General features: G+C 61.3%; 12 protein-coding genes and 1 pseudogene. 7 read left to right on the forward strand and 6 right to left on the reverse strand.

Annotated elements, in window-relative coordinates:
* Positions 1-56 precede the first annotated feature (56 nt).
* The 6 genes from CFII68_RS02990 to CFII68_RS02965 all read left to right on the forward strand — a co-directional run bounded on the left by CFII68_RS02990 (position 57) and on the right by CFII68_RS02965 (position 9071).
* A complete protein-coding gene (locus tag CFII68_RS02990) occupies positions 57-755 on the forward strand; it encodes an OmpW family protein (RefSeq protein WP_018613095.1) in 699 nt (232 codons plus the stop codon).
* A 351-nt stretch (positions 756-1106) separates the two neighbouring features.
* Complete coding sequence (locus CFII68_RS02985; protein WP_018613097.1) at positions 1107-2534, forward strand: di-heme oxidoredictase family protein; 1428 nt, start codon at positions 1107-1109, stop codon at positions 2532-2534.
* A 28-nt stretch (positions 2535-2562) separates the two neighbouring features.
* Positions 2563-3627 carry an imelysin family protein gene (locus CFII68_RS02980; RefSeq protein WP_018613099.1) on the forward strand — a complete coding sequence of 355 codons (1065 nt, stop codon included), beginning with the start codon at positions 2563-2565 and terminating at the stop codon, positions 3625-3627.
* Positions 3628-3629: 2 nt separating this feature from the next.
* Positions 3630-4727 (forward strand): DUF1513 domain-containing protein, encoded by a 1098-nt coding sequence (locus tag CFII68_RS02975; protein WP_018613101.1) that lies wholly within the window; start codon positions 3630-3632, stop codon positions 4725-4727.
* 155 nt (positions 4728-4882) lie between these two features.
* Positions 4883-6031 (forward strand): efflux RND transporter periplasmic adaptor subunit, encoded by a 1149-nt coding sequence (locus CFII68_RS02970; protein ID WP_018613103.1) that lies wholly within the window; start codon positions 4883-4885, stop codon positions 6029-6031.
* Positions 6032-6044: 13 nt separating this feature from the next.
* Positions 6045-9071, forward strand: coding sequence for a multidrug efflux RND transporter permease subunit (locus tag CFII68_RS02965; protein ID WP_018613105.1), 3027 nt, complete (start codon positions 6045-6047; stop codon positions 9069-9071).
* 214 nt (positions 9072-9285) lie between these two features.
* On the opposite strand, the gene CFII68_RS0126235 is transcribed toward CFII68_RS02965, so the two are convergent.
* The 4 genes and pseudogenes from CFII68_RS0126235 to colR form a co-directional block, all read right to left on the reverse strand.
* Positions 9286-9513, reverse strand: a complete 228-nt coding sequence (locus CFII68_RS0126235) for a hypothetical protein (protein ID WP_033062899.1) — start codon at positions 9511-9513, stop codon at positions 9286-9288.
* Positions 9514-9515: 2 nt separating this feature from the next.
* Positions 9516-9668 (reverse strand): annotated as a pseudogene (locus tag CFII68_RS28030) (lipopolysaccharide kinase InaA family protein); the annotation flags it as partial.
* 107 nt (positions 9669-9775) lie between these two features.
* Positions 9776-11053, reverse strand: a complete 1278-nt coding sequence (locus CFII68_RS02960) for a HAMP domain-containing sensor histidine kinase (RefSeq protein WP_018613109.1) — start codon at positions 11051-11053, stop codon at positions 9776-9778.
* Complete coding sequence (gene colR, locus CFII68_RS02955) at positions 11043-11726, reverse strand: two-component system response regulator ColR (RefSeq protein WP_014339860.1); 684 nt, start codon at positions 11724-11726, stop codon at positions 11043-11045. The genes CFII68_RS02960 and colR overlap by 11 nt, the downstream gene beginning before the upstream one ends.
* Before the next feature lie 328 nt (positions 11727-12054).
* Here colR and CFII68_RS02950 point away from each other — a divergent pair, with 328 nt between their 5' ends.
* Positions 12055-12798: a phosphatase PAP2 family protein gene (locus CFII68_RS02950; protein WP_018613112.1), complete on the forward strand. Its 744-nt coding sequence runs from the start codon at positions 12055-12057 to the stop codon at positions 12796-12798.
* Positions 12799-13010: 212 nt separating this feature from the next.
* On the opposite strand, the gene groL is transcribed toward CFII68_RS02950, so the two are convergent.
* Entirely contained in the window at positions 13011-14654 is a 1644-nt protein-coding gene (gene groL / locus CFII68_RS02945) for a chaperonin GroEL (RefSeq protein WP_008032122.1), read from the reverse strand.
* A 50-nt stretch (positions 14655-14704) separates the two neighbouring features.
* Positions 14705-14998, reverse strand: a complete 294-nt coding sequence (locus tag CFII68_RS02940) for a co-chaperone GroES (protein WP_018613119.1) — start codon at positions 14996-14998, stop codon at positions 14705-14707.
* Positions 14999-15172: the final 174 nt, after the last annotated feature.

A 15172-nucleotide genomic window follows, 5' to 3' on the forward strand; every position in this document is an offset into this window, starting at 1 on the left:
GGAGCAGACGGTTTCGTACCATGGGACATCAAATTTCGATGCCCTTTGGAGCCCTCATGAACAAGTCCTTGCTCAGCGCTTCCCTCGTTGCCCTCGCGCTCGCTGCCCCACTCGCCCAAGCCCACACAGCCGGCGACATCATCGTTCGCGCCGGTGCTATCACCGTCAACCCGGATGCCGACAGCTCCAGCGTCAAGGTCGACCGTGGCCCGCTGGCCGGCGCCGACTTGGGCGGCAAGGCGACCATGAGCAGCGACACGCAGCTGGGCTTGAACTTCGCCTACATGATCACCAACAACCTGGGGATCGAACTGCTGGCGGCCTCGCCGTTCGAGCACGACGTGAAAATCAAAGGCACCGCCCTGGGCGCGGCCAACAACAAGCTCGGCACCCTCAAGCACCTGCCGCCGACCCTGAGCCTGGTCTACTACCCGCTCGACGCCAAGTCGACGTTCCAGCCTTATGTCGGCGCCGGCATCAACTACACCTGGATCTACGACGAACACGTCGGCAGCGAAGCCAGCGCCAACGGCTTCAGCAATTTCCGCGCGAGCAACAGTTGGGGCATGGCGTGGCAAGTGGGCGCTGACTACATGTTGACCGACAACATTATGATCAACGGCCAGATCCGCTACATCGACATCGACACCACCGCGTATGTGGACAACAACGCCGTGGCCAGCGGCACCCGGGCCAAAGTGAACGTCGATGTGGACCCATGGATCTACATGGTGGGGTTGGGCTACAAGTTCTAAGCCTGCGCAATTGCAAGATGACAACACCCTGTGGCGAGGGGATTTAGCGAAACGTCGCACCGCCCCGCTGACCGTAGGAGCTGTCGAGTGAAGCGAGGCTGCGATCTTGTCCCAGACAATTTAGTCGCGAGCGAAAGATCAAAAGATCGCAGCCTTCGGCAGCTCCTACAGAGCCCAACGGGGCGGTGCGACGTTTCGCTAAATCCCCTCGCCACAATGGGTCAGACCATCCTTGAGTGGCCCTCTGATCAAAGCAGCTCTCATCAAACCAAACGATAATTCCTCTTATTCAAACTGCCCCGCCCTGTTAGACTTTGCGCCCTCGTTTTCACTCATCTCCCAGGACGCCCGATGCCGTCGTTGCCTCTTCGTTTATGTGCGCTGTTCATGGCCCTGGGCCTGAGCGCCTGCGATGATGCCCCGCGTTTTACCCAGGCCGAACCGGGTGAAGCCCGTTCCGGTGGCGCTGCGACGGTACGCAAGACGGATCAGAACGCCTTTTCCCTGCCCTCGGCCAACCTGCCGCCCTCACGGCGCGTGGATTTCAGCGTCGGCAACAGTTTTTTCCGCAGCCCCTGGGTGATCGCTCCCTCGACCACCACCGCCCGCGACGGCCTCGGGCCTTTGTTCAACACCAACGCCTGCCAGAACTGCCACATCAAGGACGGTCGCGGCCACCCGCCCGCGCCGGACGCGAGCACTGCGGTATCGATGCTGGTGCGCCTGTCGATTCCCGACGCGCCGCCTTACGCCAAGGTCATCGAGCAATTGGGAGTCGTGCCGGAACCGGTTTACGGAGGGCAGTTGCAGGACATGTCCGTGCCCGGCGTCGCCCCCGAAGGCAAGGTGCGGGTTGATTACACATCGGTCCCGGTGCGTTTCAAGGACGGTACCGTCGTGGAACTGCGCAAGCCGAACCTGCAGATCACCCAACTGGCCTATGGGCCGATGCACCCGGACACGCGATTTTCCGCCCGCGTCGCCCCGCCGATGATCGGCCTGGGACTGCTCGAAGCCATCCCTGACGAAGCCATCCTGGCAAACGCCGAGGCCCAGGCCCGGGAGAAAAATGGCATTGCCGGGCGTCCCAACCAGGTCTGGGACGATGCCCAGCAAAAAACCGTCCTGGGACGCTTCGGCTGGAAGGCCGGGCAGCCCAACCTCAACCAACAGAATGTCCACGCGTTCTCCGGTGACATGGGCCTGACAACAAGCCTGCGGCCCTTTGACGACTGCACCCAGACCCAGCTCGATTGCCAGCGCGCCCCCAGCGGTAATGGCCCGGACGGCGAACCGGAAGTCAGCGACAACATCCTGCGACTGGTGCTGTTCTATAGCCGCAACCTCGCCGTACCGGCCCGTCGCGAGGTGAATTCACCCCAGGTGCTGACGGGCAAGAATCTGTTTTTCCAGGCCGGTTGCCAGTCCTGCCACACACCGAAATACACCACCGCCGCCAACGCCGCCGAACCAGAGTTGGCGAACCAGGTCATCCGCCCTTACACCGACCTGCTGTTACACGACATGGGCGAAGGCCTGGCGGACAACCGCAGCGAATTCAAGGCCAGCGGCCGTGACTGGCGAACCCCGCCGCTGTGGGGCATAGGCCTGACCGAAACCGTCAACGGCCACACCCAGTTCCTGCATGACGGTCGGGCCCGCAACCTGCTCGAAGCCGTGCTGTGGCATGGCGGCGAAGCACAAGCGGCGCAGCGACAGGTCTTATCGTTCAATGTCGAACAGCGCGCTGCGTTGCTGGCCTTCCTGAATTCCCTTTAAACACCTTTTCCAGAAGTGGGAGCACAACATGTTCCGTCCCAAGCTGTTGTTCACCAGCCTCGCCGCCATCGCCCTTGGCGCCTGTTCGCCCCAGGATCCGCAAGCCGTTACCTCGGCCGCCATCGCCAAGCAAGTGATCCTGCCGACCTACAGCCGCTGGGTCGATGCCGACCGGCAACTGGCGACCAGCGCCCTGGCGTTCTGCCAAGGCAAGGAAAACCTGGACACCGCCCGCGCCGATTTCCTCAAGGCGCAAAAAGCCTGGGCCGAGCTGCAACCGCTGCTGATCGGCCCACTGGCCGAGGGCAACCGCGCCTGGCAGGTGCAGTTCTGGCCGGACAAGAAAAACCTGGTGGGCCGTCAGGTCGAGCAACTGGTCAATAGCCAGCCACAGATCGACGCCGCCGGCCTCGCCAAGTCCAGCGTCGTGGTCCAGGGCCTCTCGGCCTACGAATACCTGCTGTTCGACGCCAGGATCGACATGGCCGACAGTGCGCAAAAAGCCAAGTACTGCCCGCTGCTCACCGCCATCGGCGAACGCCAGAAGCAACTGGCCGAAGAGATCCTGTCGGGCTGGAACACCAACGACGGCATGCTCGCCCAGATGAGCAAATTCCCCAACCAGCGCTACGCCGATTCCCACGAGGCCATCGCTGACCTGCTGCGTGTCCAAGTCACCGCCCTGGACACGCTGAAGAAAAAGCTCGGCACACCGATGGGCCGCCAGAGCAAAGGCGTGCCCCAACCGTTCCAGGCCGATGCCTGGCGCAGCCAGTCGTCGTTGCAAGGCCTGGAGGCCAGCCTGAGCGCGGCCAGGACCGTCTGGGCGGGCGTGGACAACAAGGGCCTGCGCGGCTTGCTGCCAAGCGACCAGAAGCCACTGGCCGACAAGATCGATGCCGCCTACGATGCCTCGTTGAAATTGTTCGCCAGCAGCCAGCGCTCGCTGACCGAAATGCTCAACGACGATGCCGGGCGCCAGCAACTCAACGATTTGTATGACAGCCTCAACGTCGTCCATCGCCTGCACGAAGGCGAATTGGCCAAGGCGCTGGGCATTCAACTGGGCTTCAATGCCAACGACGGTGACTGATCATGTTTCGACGTCAGGTTCTGGCACTGGGCAGCTTGCTGCTCGGCGCCGTCACCCTGGGCGGCTGGACGCTGTTCAAGCAAAAGGACAAGCACCCACTCTTGCTTTCGGCACGGGACGATGGCGACGGCAAGCACTACGCCGTCGGCTATCGGCTGGACGGCACGCGGGTGTTCGCCACCCAGGTCGGCCAGCGTTGCCATGACATCATCAATCATCCGACACTGCCGATTGCGCTGTTCGTCGCCCGTCGTCCAGGTACCGAAAGCTACCTGATCGACCTGCGCGACGGGACGCTGCTGCAAACCATCACTTCGTTGCCGAACCGGCATTTCTACGGCCACGCGGTGATCCACAAAAGCGGCGAATGGCTGTACGCCACCGAGAACGACACCACCGACCCGGGGCGCGGCCTGTTGGGCGTGTACCGTTTCGAAGGCGAACGACTGGTGCACAGCGGCGAGATGTCCACCCATGGCATCGGCCCTCACCAGGTGTCATGGATGCCCGACGGCGAAACGCTGGTGGTCGCCAACGGCGGCATTCGCACCGAGGCCGAAAGCCGGGTCGAAATGAACCTCGACGCCATGGAGCCGAGCCTGGTGCTGATGCAGCGCGATGGCACCCTGCTGAGCAAGGAAACCCTCGCCCAATCGATGAACAGCGTGCGCCACCTGGGCATCGCCAGCGACGGCACCATCGTCTCCGGGCAGCAGTTCATGGGCGCTGCCCACGAATCGTCGCAACTGCTGGCGATCAAGCGGCCGGGGCAGCCGTTCCAGGCGTTCCCGGTGCCCGAAGAGCAATTGCAGGCCATGGGGCACTACACCGCCAGCGTCGCCGTGCACAGCGACCTGCGCCTGGTGGCCCTGACCGCCCCCCGTGGCAATCGCTTCTTCATCTGGGACCTGGACAGTGGCGAAGTACGCCTGGATGCGCCGCTGCCGGACTGTGCCGGCGTGGGCGCGGTGGCCGACGGGTTTGTCGTGACGTCGGGCCAAGGGCGTTGCCGTTATTACGATTGCCGACAGACACAACTGGTTGCAAAGCCTCTGGATCTGCCGGCAGGGCTCTGGGACAACCATTTGCATCTGGCCTGAGCCAGGGAGCGAAGCCCCTCGGGGCCGAGCGCCCTGATTTTTCGGAAAAATCCCACGCACCTCCAGCCCGCCAGCATCTGGAATAGCCCGCACACTCAGGGTAATGTGCCCGCCTATCTGTATTTTCTCTCAGCTCTTTTCCAAGGAAGTGGAACATGCTGCGACGCCGCATGCTGATCATGTTGGGTGTTGTCCTGCTGGTGGTGCTGTTGCTCGCCGGCTACAAGGCCTTCTCCGTCTACCAGCAGATCCAGATGTTTTCTGCCCCCAAACCACCGGTCAGCGTGGCCGTGGCCACGGCCGCCCGGCAACCCTGGCAGGCTCGCCTGCCCACCGTTGGCAGCCTCAAGGCGCTGCAAGGCGTGGACCTGAGCCTGGAAATCGCCGGGACCGTGCAGAAGCTGCAGTTCCAGTCCGGGCAGAAGGTCAAGGCTGGCCAGCCGCTCCTGCAACTGGACAGCGAAGTCGAAAGCGCCCTGCTGGAAACCGCCGAGGCCGACCTTGGCCTGTCGCAACTGGATTTTGGTCGCGGCCGACAACTGGTGGGCAGCCAGGCGATCTCCAAGGGCGAGTTCGACCGGCTCTCGGCGCAACTGAAAAAGAACCAGGCCACGGTCAATCAGCTCAAGGCTTCGCTGGCCAAGAAACACATCCTGGCGCCGTTCAGCGGCACCATCGGCATTCGCCAGGTGGATGTCGGCGACTACCTGGCCAGCGGCACGGTGATCGCCACCCTGCAGGACCTCAGCAGCCTTTACGTGGACTTCTACGTCCCTGAACAAACCGTGCCCAGGCTCGCCGTTGCCCAGCCGGTCAACGTCAGCGTCTCGGCCTACCCCGGGCAGAACTTCGTCGCCACCATCAGCGCGATCAACCCCAAGGTCGAAGACAGCACCCGCAACGTATTGGTACGTGCCACCCTGGCCAACCCCGACGGCAAGCTGCTGCCAGGCATGTTCGCCAACCTGGAGGTGATCCTGCCAGATGTGGCCGCCGGAATCGTCGTGCCGGAAAGCGCCGTGACCTACACGCTCTACGGCAACTCCATGTACGTGGTGACCCAAAAGAAAGGCGCCGACGGCAATGTCGAGAAAGGCGACAAGGGCCAGCCGGTCCTGATCGCCGAACGGCGTTTCGTAGAAACCGGCGAGCGCCGCGACGGGCAGGTATTGGTTACCAAAGGCGTGCAGAGCGGCGAGCAAGTCGTGACCGCCGGCCAGCTCAAGCTCGATAACGGTACGCCGATCGCCATCAGCGACGACAAGACCCTGACCGAACAGAACAGCCCGCCGCGCGCGGACTGATCAAGGAACCCCCATGGCTTTTACCGATCCGTTCATCCGCCGTCCGGTGCTCGCCACCGTGGTCAGCCTGTTGATCGTGCTGCTGGGCTTCCAGGCCTGGAGCAAGTTGCCCCTGCGTCAGTATCCACAAATGGAGAACGCCCTGATCACGGTGACCACCGCCTACCCCGGGGCCAATGCCGAGACCATCCAGGGCTACATCACCCAGCCGATGCAGCAGAGCCTGGCCAGTGCCGAGGGCATCGACTACATGACCTCGGTCAGCCGCCAGAATTTCTCGGTGATTTCGGTCTATGCCCGCATCGGCTCCAACAGCGACCGGCTCTTTACCGAACTGCTGGCCAAGGCCAACGAGGTCAAGAACCAACTGCCCCAGGACGCCGAGGACCCGGTCCTCAGCCGCGAAGCCGCCGATGCCTCGGCACTGATGTACATCAGCTTCTTCAGCAAGGAACTGAACAACCCGCAGATCACCGACTACCTGTCACGGGTGATCCAGCCCAAACTGGCGACCCTGCCAGGCATGGCTGAGGCGGAGATCCTCGGCAACCAGGTCTTCGCCATGCGCCTGTGGCTGGACCCGGTCAAGCTCGCCGGTTTCGGCCTGACTGCCGCCGACGTGACCAACGCCGTGCGCCAGCACAACTTCCTCTCCGCTGCCGGTGAAGTGAAAGGCGAATACGTCGTCACCAGCATCAACGCCAACACCGAACTCAAGTCCGCCGAGGCCTTCGGCGCGATCCCGCTCAAGACCGACGGCGACAGCCGCGTGTTGCTGCGGGACGTGGCTCGCGTGGAAATGGGCGCAGAGAACTACGACACCATCAGCTCCTTTGGTGGCACGCCCTCGGTGTACATCGGGATCAAGGCCACGCCCGGTGCGAACCCGCTGGATGTGATCAAGGAAGTGCGCAAGATCATGCCGGACATGGAGGCCCAGCTCCCGACCAACCTCAAGGCCGAGATCGCCTACGACGCCACCCTGTTCATCCAGGCCTCCATCGACGAAGTGGTGAAAACCCTGTTCGAGGCGGTGCTGATCGTCATTGTCGTGGTGTTCCTGTTCCTCGGTGCCCTGCGTTCGGTGGTCATCCCGGTGGTGACCATCCCGCTGTCGATGATCGGCGTGATGTTCTTCATGCAGTTGATGGGCTACTCGATGAACCTCCTGACCCTGCTGGCCATGGTGCTCGCCATCGGTCTGGTGGTGGACGACGCCATTGTGGTGGTGGAAAACATTCACCGGCACATCGAGGAAGGCAAGACCCCGTTCGATGCGGCGATAGAAGGTGCCCGGGAAATCGCCATGCCGGTGGTCTCGATGACCATCACCCTGGCGGCGGTGTACGCACCGATCGGCCTGCTCGAGGGCCTGACGGGCGCTTTGTTCAAGGAGTTCGCATTGACCCTGGCCGGGGCTGTGGTGATCTCCGGAATCGTCGCCCTGACCTTGTCCCCGATGATGTGCGCCCTGCTCCTGCGCCACGATGAGAACCCCTCGGGGCTGGCCCATCGGCTGGACATGGTGTTCGAACGCTTGAAGCGCCGCTACCAGCGCATGCTCCATGGCACGCTCAATACCCGGCCGGTGGTCCTGGTGTTCGCCGTGATCGTGCTGCTGCTGATCCCGGTACTGGTCATGTTCAGCAAGTCCGAACTGGCTCCCGACGAAGACCAGGGCATCATCTTCATGATGGCCACCGCTCCGCAACCCACCAACCTCGACTACCTGAACACGTACACCGATCACTTCATTACCATCTTCAAGGAGTTCCCGGAGTACTACTCCTCGTTCCAGATCAACGGCTACAACGGCGTGCAGTCGGGCATTGGCGGCTTCCTGCTCAAGCCCTGGAACGAACGCAGCCGCACCCAGATGGAAATCCTGCCAGAGGTCCAGGCCAAGCTGGAAAGCGTGCCTGGCTTGCAGATCTTCGGTTTCAACCTGCCCTCGCTGCCGGGCACCGGCGAAGGCTTGCCATTTGCGTTCGTCATCAACTCACCGAAGGATTATGCGACGCTGCTGGAGGTTGCCGACCGGGTCAAAAAGCGCGCATTGGAATCCGGCAAGTTCGCCTTCATGGACATTGACCTGGCGTTCGACAAGCCCGAAGTCGTGGTGGATATCGATCGCGCCAAGGCCGCCCAGATGGGCGTTTCGATGCAGGACCTGGGCGGTACCCTGGCGACACTGCTGGGTGAAGCCGAGATCAACCGCTTCACCCTCGAGGGACGCAGCTACAAGGTCATTGCCCAGGTCGAACGTCCCTTCCGGGACAACCCGGACTGGTTGAACAACTACTACGTAAAAAATGCCAAGGGTGAATCGCTACCGCTATCGACCCTGATCAAGGTCAGCGACCGGGCGCGACCACGACAACTGAACCAGTTCCAGCAGCTCAATGCGGTGACGATCTCGGGCTTCCCTATCGTGAGCATGGGCGAGGCCATCGAGACCGTCCGCCAGATCGCCCGCGAGGAAGCGCCGGTGGGGTTCGCCTTCGATTATGCAGGGGCTTCGCGCCAGTTCGTACAGGAAGGCAGTGCGTTGTGGGTGACCTTTGCCCTGGCCCTGGCGATCATCTTCCTGGTGCTGGCCGCGCAGTTCGAAAGCTTCCGGGACCCGCTGGTGATCCTGGTGACCGTGCCACTGTCCATTTGCGGAGCCTTGATCCCGCTGTTCCTCGGCTGGTCGAGCATGAACATCTATACCCAGGTGGGCCTGGTGACGCTGATTGGCCTGATCAGCAAGCACGGGATCCTGATTGTCGAGTTCGCCAACCAGCTGCGCAGGGAACAGAACCTGACACCGCGCGAAGCGGTGGAACAAGCCGCGTCGATTCGTCTGCGGCCAGTGCTGATGACCACTGCGGCGATGGTGTTCGGCATGGTGCCGCTCATCTTCGCCACAGGCGCCGGGGCGGTGAGCCGCTTCGACATCGGCATGGTGATCGCAACCGGGATGTCGATTGGCACCTTGTTCACGTTGTTCGTGCTGCCTTGCGTCTACACGCTGCTGGCCAAGCCGGACAAGGCCTGAAATAGACACCTGTGGCGAGGGATAGTGTGGGAGCAAGGCTTGCCCGCGATGAAGGCGGTGCGGTCTTCCAGGAATCGGGGCGGCCGTTTCGCGAGCAAGCTTTGCTCCCACAATCCAACGGGGATAGATCCCCTCGCCACAATGGTTGATTTGACAGTCCACCAAAATAATAAAGGCCTCGCACAAGGGAGACCTTTATCTTGGTTTCAGGGCTTTAACTTTGCGGCCTCATCCCCTGGGACAGGCTGAACATGAACAGCAGCAGATCATCGTTCGGTTGGATCGCCTCGCTGGTCTTTGCCACGCGGGGCAAAGGACAATGCGCATCAGCATTCGAAGCACTGAGGATCTGCGAGCGCGGCTGTTCCCACACAGCCACCGCCATCGATGCAACTGCCAGGGCTCCGACTAAAAACAAACCTCTAGCAATTTCTAGTTTCATCGCTATAAACCTTTGATAGCGCTGCCAAACGCCGCCTCATAAAAGTAGACGAGTTTTTTCCAATCAACATCGCTGAACGACGAATGGCGCCGCAGCTGTTTCATGTCATGGGAGGCCGCCCACCGGGCAGTCAGGCGCCGGCGACACTTCTCCAGAGGCTCCATGAATGATCGGCCCCACTTTATGAAACGGGATGTCATGTCTTTGTGAAAACAACGTCACGTAAATGCCCTATTGTTTAAAAGACTTTCCATACCTACGCTTAGCCCCTTGGGTTCAGTTCCACCTCGAAATGGCAACCGTTGGGCTCCATCGTACTGAGGCTCACTGTCCAGCCCTGGTTCTCGCAAATACGCTGCACCAGGGACAACCCCAATCCCAATCCCTCGCCGCGTTTTTCACTGCCGCGCACGAACGGCTCGAACATCGCCTCGCGCTTCTCCTCGGGAATGCCTACGCCACTGTCCTCGACCACGAAACCGGTGGCGGTCAGCGAAAGGCGGATGAACCCCTGATCGGTGTAGTGCAGGGCGTTGCGTAGCAAATTGCCCATCACGGCAGTCAGGAACGTGGCGTTATACAGGGTGTCGACGGTTTGCCCGGGATCGAAGATCAGCGTCAGGCCTTTGGATTCGATGGGCACGCGCCACACGCCGAGGAGGTTCTCGGCCACCAGCCCCAGGGGCAGCCGAGGCGACATGCCGTTGTCTTCGCGTTCGGCCCTGGCGAGCATCAGGAAGGTCTGCACCAACTCGCGCATCTCTTCACTGGCTCGATTGATGCGCTCGACCTGGGTACGTCCGCGCGGGTCCAGTGCCGGATTTCCCAGCAACAACTCACAGGAGGTCGCCAGGACCATCAACGGTGTGCGCAACTCGTGGCTCACGTCGCTGGTAAACAAACGCTCGCGGGTCAAGGCCTGGCGCAAGCGCCCCAATGTGGCGTCGAATGCCACGGCCAGTTCACCCACTTCATCGGCGGCATAATCCGGGGCCAGCGGAGGAGCCAGACCCAGGAGCTGGTCGCGATGGCGCACTTGCCGGGCCAGGCGGACCACTGGCGCCATCACCCGGCGTGCCAGGACCCAGCCCAAAAATACCGCCAGTGCCAGGCTGAGCACAAAGCCCACCAACACCACGGCGAACAGTACCCGCTCGCGCTCCTCGAAGTCACTCTGGTCCTGCAGCAACACGTAGTGCCGCCCATCAACGATCTCGACCATGGCGTGATAGGACAACTGCCCGCGAAACACCTCGTGGAAACCACGCTCCAGATGGCGCAGGTCCTTGGGCAACTCGAAGTCACCTGGGCCGCCGCTGAAATAAAACAGTTGGTCGGGTTCCGGCCGGTGGTTCCAGTCCGAGACACTGTCCATCAGCAGCAAGCGTTGCAGATCGCCGCCAAGCCCGGCGGAAATCAGTTTCTCTTCCACCAGATGGACCGTCGCCACGATGCCCATGGCGAATGCGCCAGCCACCAATGCGCTCATCAGCGCAAAGGCGATGATGATCCGTTGGGCAAGGCTCTGCTTAAACTCCATCGCGGCCCTCGGCCAGGCGATAGCCGACGCCGTGTACGGTGTGCAGCAACGGTTTGTCGAACGGTTTGTCGATCACCTGGCGCAATTGATGGACGTGACTGCGCAGGCTGTCGCTGTCCGGGCAATCATCGCCCCACAACGCCTCTTCAAGGATTTCGCGGCGCAACACGTGAGGGCTTTTCTGCATCAATACCGCCAGCAGCTTGAGGCCTACGGGGTTGAGCTTGAGCAGCTTGCCTTCACGCGTCACCTCCAGGGTATCGAGGTCATAGCTCAGATCGCCGACCTGCAAGGCTCGGCGGCCACCGCCCTGGGCCCGACGCATCACGGCTTCGATCCGCGCGGCCAGTTCTGACAGGGCAAACGGTTTGATCAGGTAGTCATCGGCCCCGGACTTGAAGCCCTGCAGACGATCGTCCAACTGATCCCGGGCGGTGAGCATGATCACCGGCGTATCGCGCCGGGCGTCTTCGCGCAGGCGCTGGCACAAGGTATAGCCGTCGATGCCCGGCAGCATGATGTCGAGCACGATCAGATCGTAGTGTTCGGTCGCGGCCAGGTGCAATCCTGACAAACCGTCCTGGGCACAATCGACGGTGTAGCCCTTGAGCTCCAGGTAATCGGCCAGGTTGGCCAGGATGTCGCGGTTGTCTTCGACCAATAGAATTCGCATGGGCACCTCTGCGTACACAGTTAACGGCCATCTTGGCCCGCGCAGCTTACGGCCAAGTCTGGCTCACGGCTAGGGTTGTATCCGCTGTGACAGCACATGCTTATGTGGGAGCGGGCTTGCTCGCGAATGCGGTGGCCCAGCCGCCATCAATGTTGAATGTACCGACGCTTTCGCGAGCAAGCCCGCTCCCACATAAGTCGAGTGAGCCAAGGAACAGGACTGCGCGGGCATTGACGAGTTTTTCACCCAACATTCACGCCGCCCCGACGCAGCGCAGACCAGACTGTGCGACACCGCTTTATGCCCTCCCCCCATCAAAGGTAATGCCATGGTCCCCACCGCCATCCGCCCCGCTTCCAGGCCCCTGAAATTCTGGGTTGTCCTGGGCCTGCCTGCCGTTGTCGCAGCGACGCTGGCGTTGCTGGAATTGACCACGCTGGACATGGACGTGGCCAAGCTGTTTTACGACCCGATGGCGGGTGGATTCATCGGCCGGCACAGCTTTTTCCTGGAAGACATCCTGCACGATCGAGCCAAAGAGGTGGTCATCGTGTTCTCCGTGCTGGCGGTCCTGGGATTCATCAGCTCGTTCTTCATCGCCCGGCTCAAACCGTTCAAGCGCGAGCTCGGTTGCCTGGTGCTGTCCCTGACACTGGCGACGTCCTTCGTCACCCCGATGAAAGCGGTGACGGCGGTGCAATGCCCCTGGAGCCTGAAGGAGTTCGGTGGCAAGGAAACCTATAGCGAACTGCTGAGCCCACGCCCGGCCACGGACAAACCCGGTCGATGCTGGCCCGGCGGTCACGCCGCTACGGGGTTCACGTTGTTTGCACTATTCTTCGTCCTGCGCGACCGCCGCCCGCGCCTGGCCCGCCAGGCCTTGGTACTCACCTTTACGCTGGGCACGGTGTTTTCCCTGGGGCGGATGATGCAAGGGGCGCACTTCTTTTCCCACAATGTGTGGACAGCGGTGTTCTGTTGGCTGATTTGCCTGGGGTGTTACTACTACATTCTGTACCGACCGGCCGTCATGACTGATCGCGCAGCGTTGAGCCAGCCCGCCAACGCCTGAAAGCGCCTTGGACAAACCCTGTGGGAGCAAAGCTTGCTCGCGATTACGATGGCAGCTTCAGCATCCTGGCAAGCTGACCTACCGCAATCGCGAGCAAGCTTTGCTCCCACAGAGGTAGCTGGGTCCAGCTCAATGCTGGGGCAAACCCAAGGCAATAAAAAACCCCGCTTGCTTTCGCAGGCGGGGTTTTTCGCTACAGGGGTAAGGCTGGCTTACATCATGCCGCCCATGCCACCCATGCCGCCCATGTCTGGCATACCGCCGCCAGCTGGAGCGTCTTCCTTGATTTCAGCGATCATCGCCTCGGTGGTGATCATCAGGCTGGCAATCGACGAAGCCGCTTGCAGAGCCGAACGAGTCACTTTGGCCGGGTCCAGGATACCCATTTCGATCATGTCGCCGTATTCGCCGGTAGCAGCGTTGTAACCGTAGTTACCCGAACCCTGCTTGACCTTGTCGACCACAACGCTTGGCTCGTCGCCGGAGTTGGCAACGATCTGGCGCAGCGGCGCTTCTACAGCGCGACGCAGCAACTGGATGCCAACGTTCTGGTCATCGTTGTCGCCTTTGAGCTCGGAGATAGCCTGCAGAGCGCGAACCAGTGCCACGCCGCCGCCAGGTACCACGCCTTCTTCAACGGCTGCGCGGGTCGCGTGCAGGGCGTCTTCAACGCGGGCTTTCTTCTCTTTCATTTCAACTTCGGAACCGGCGCCAACCTTGATCACTGCAACGCCGCCGGACAGCTTGGCCAGGCGCTCTTGCAGTTTTTCACGGTCGTAGTCGGACGAAGTGTCGGCCACTTGCTGACGGATCTGCAGAACGCGAGCCTGGATGTCAGCCTCAACGCCGGCACCGTCGATCACGGTGGTGTTTTCCTTGGACAGGATCACGCGCTTGGCGTTACCCAGGTGCTCCAGGGTGGTGCTTTCCAGGCTCAGGCCGATCTCTTCGGAGATAACGGTACCGCCGGTCAGTACGGCGATGTCCTGCAGCATGGCCTTGCGACGATCGCCGAAGCCTGGAGCCTTGACGGCTGCGACTTTAACGATACCGCGCATGTTGTTCACGACCAGGGTCGCCAGGGCTTCGCCTTCAACGTCTTCAGCCACGATCAGCAGTGGGCGGCCGGCTTTGGCAACGGCTTCCAGCACTGGCAGCATTTCGCGGATGTTGGAGATCTTCTTGTCGACCAGCAGGATCAGTGGACCGTCCAGCTCGGCAGTCATGGTCTCTGGCTTGTTGACGAAGTACGGGGACAGGTAGCCACGGTCGAACTGCATGCCTTCTACAACCGACAGTTCGTTTTCCAGGCCCGAGCCTTCTTCAACGGTGATCACGCCTTCTTTACCGACTTTTTCCATGGCTTCGGCAATGATGTCGCCGATGGAGTTGTCGGAGTTGGCGGAGATGGTGCCGACCTGAGCGATTGCCTTGGTGTCAGCGCATGGCTTGGACAGGGCCTTGAGCTCTTTGACAATGGCGATGGTCGCCTTGTCGATGCCGCGCTTGAGGTCCATCGGGTTCATGCCGGCAGCGACGGCTTTCAGGCCTTCGTTGACGATCGATTGAGCCAGGACGGTAGCGGTGGTGGTGCCATCGCCGGCGTCATCGTTGGCACGGGAGGCAACGTCTTTGACCAGTTGCGCGCCCATGTTTTCGAAGCGGTCTTTGAGCTCGATTTCTTTGGCTACGGAAACGCCGTCCTTGGTGATGGTCGGAGCGCCGAAGCTCTTCTCGATGATCACGTTACGGCCTTTCGGGCCCAGGGTCGCTTTTACTGCGTCAGCCAGGACGTTGACACCGGCGAGCATTTTCTTGCGGGCGGAATCGCCGAATTTAACTTCTTTAGCAGCCATGATCGATATTCCTTAAATACTTTGTAGTAACGGGAAAATGGGCGGGGGAATCAGCCTTCGAGAACAGCGAGGATTTCGGTCTCGCTCATTACCAGCAGGTCTTCGCCGTCGACTTTCACTGTGTTGCTGCCGGAGTAAGGGCCGAACACAACCTTGTCACCCACTTTCACGGCCAGCGCACGTACTTCACCGTTTTCCAGTGCCTTGCCTGGGCCTACAGCGAGAACTTCACCGTGGTTGGCTTTTTCAGCAGCCGAACCTGGCAGGACGATACCGCCAGCGGTTTTCTTCTCTTCTTCGCTGCGACGGATGACGACGCGGTCATGCAGAGGACGAAGCTTCATTGTCGATCTCTCCTAATTTTTGGTTTTCATCGGCCGGTGTAGTCCCGGCGGGTTTAACAAAGCCGGCGGAGCCGGGTGCGGTTCGTCAGTCGAACCGCGGAAGTCTGTCCGGTGTCACCACCGGAAACCTTGCGGTGACCGTTACATAAGGGCGCACAAGTGGATTACAAGGGT

The sequence above is a fragment of the Pseudomonas sp. CFII68 genome (assembly GCF_000416195.1).
Lineage (GTDB): Bacteria > Pseudomonadota > Gammaproteobacteria > Pseudomonadales > Pseudomonadaceae > Aquipseudomonas > Aquipseudomonas kilonensis.

Excerpts from the sequence above, each read along its gene's own strand:
- groL (WP_008032122.1), bottom strand. The coding sequence starts at position 14,654 with ATGGCTGCTAAAGAAGTTAAATTCGGCGATTCCGCCCGCAAGAAAATG.
- CFII68_RS0126235 (WP_033062899.1), bottom strand. The coding sequence starts at position 9,513 with ATGAAACTAGAAATTGCTAGAGGTTTGTTTTTAGTCGGAGCCCTGGCA.
- CFII68_RS02985 (WP_018613097.1), top strand. The coding sequence starts at position 1,107 with ATGCCGTCGTTGCCTCTTCGTTTATGTGCGCTGTTCATGGCCCTGGGC.
- CFII68_RS02970 (WP_018613103.1), top strand. The coding sequence starts at position 4,883 with ATGCTGCGACGCCGCATGCTGATCATGTTGGGTGTTGTCCTGCTGGTG.
- colR (WP_014339860.1), bottom strand. The coding sequence starts at position 11,726 with ATGCGAATTCTATTGGTCGAAGACAACCGCGACATCCTGGCCAACCTG.
- CFII68_RS02950 (WP_018613112.1), top strand. The coding sequence starts at position 12,055 with ATGGTCCCCACCGCCATCCGCCCCGCTTCCAGGCCCCTGAAATTCTGG.
- CFII68_RS02940 (WP_018613119.1), bottom strand. The coding sequence starts at position 14,998 with ATGAAGCTTCGTCCTCTGCATGACCGCGTCGTCATCCGTCGCAGCGAA.
- CFII68_RS02975 (WP_018613101.1), top strand. The coding sequence starts at position 3,630 with ATGTTTCGACGTCAGGTTCTGGCACTGGGCAGCTTGCTGCTCGGCGCC.
- CFII68_RS02965 (WP_018613105.1), top strand. The coding sequence starts at position 6,045 with ATGGCTTTTACCGATCCGTTCATCCGCCGTCCGGTGCTCGCCACCGTG.
- CFII68_RS02980 (WP_018613099.1), top strand. The coding sequence starts at position 2,563 with ATGTTCCGTCCCAAGCTGTTGTTCACCAGCCTCGCCGCCATCGCCCTT.
- CFII68_RS02960 (WP_018613109.1), bottom strand. The coding sequence starts at position 11,053 with ATGGAGTTTAAGCAGAGCCTTGCCCAACGGATCATCATCGCCTTTGCG.
- CFII68_RS02990 (WP_018613095.1), top strand. The coding sequence starts at position 57 with ATGAACAAGTCCTTGCTCAGCGCTTCCCTCGTTGCCCTCGCGCTCGCT.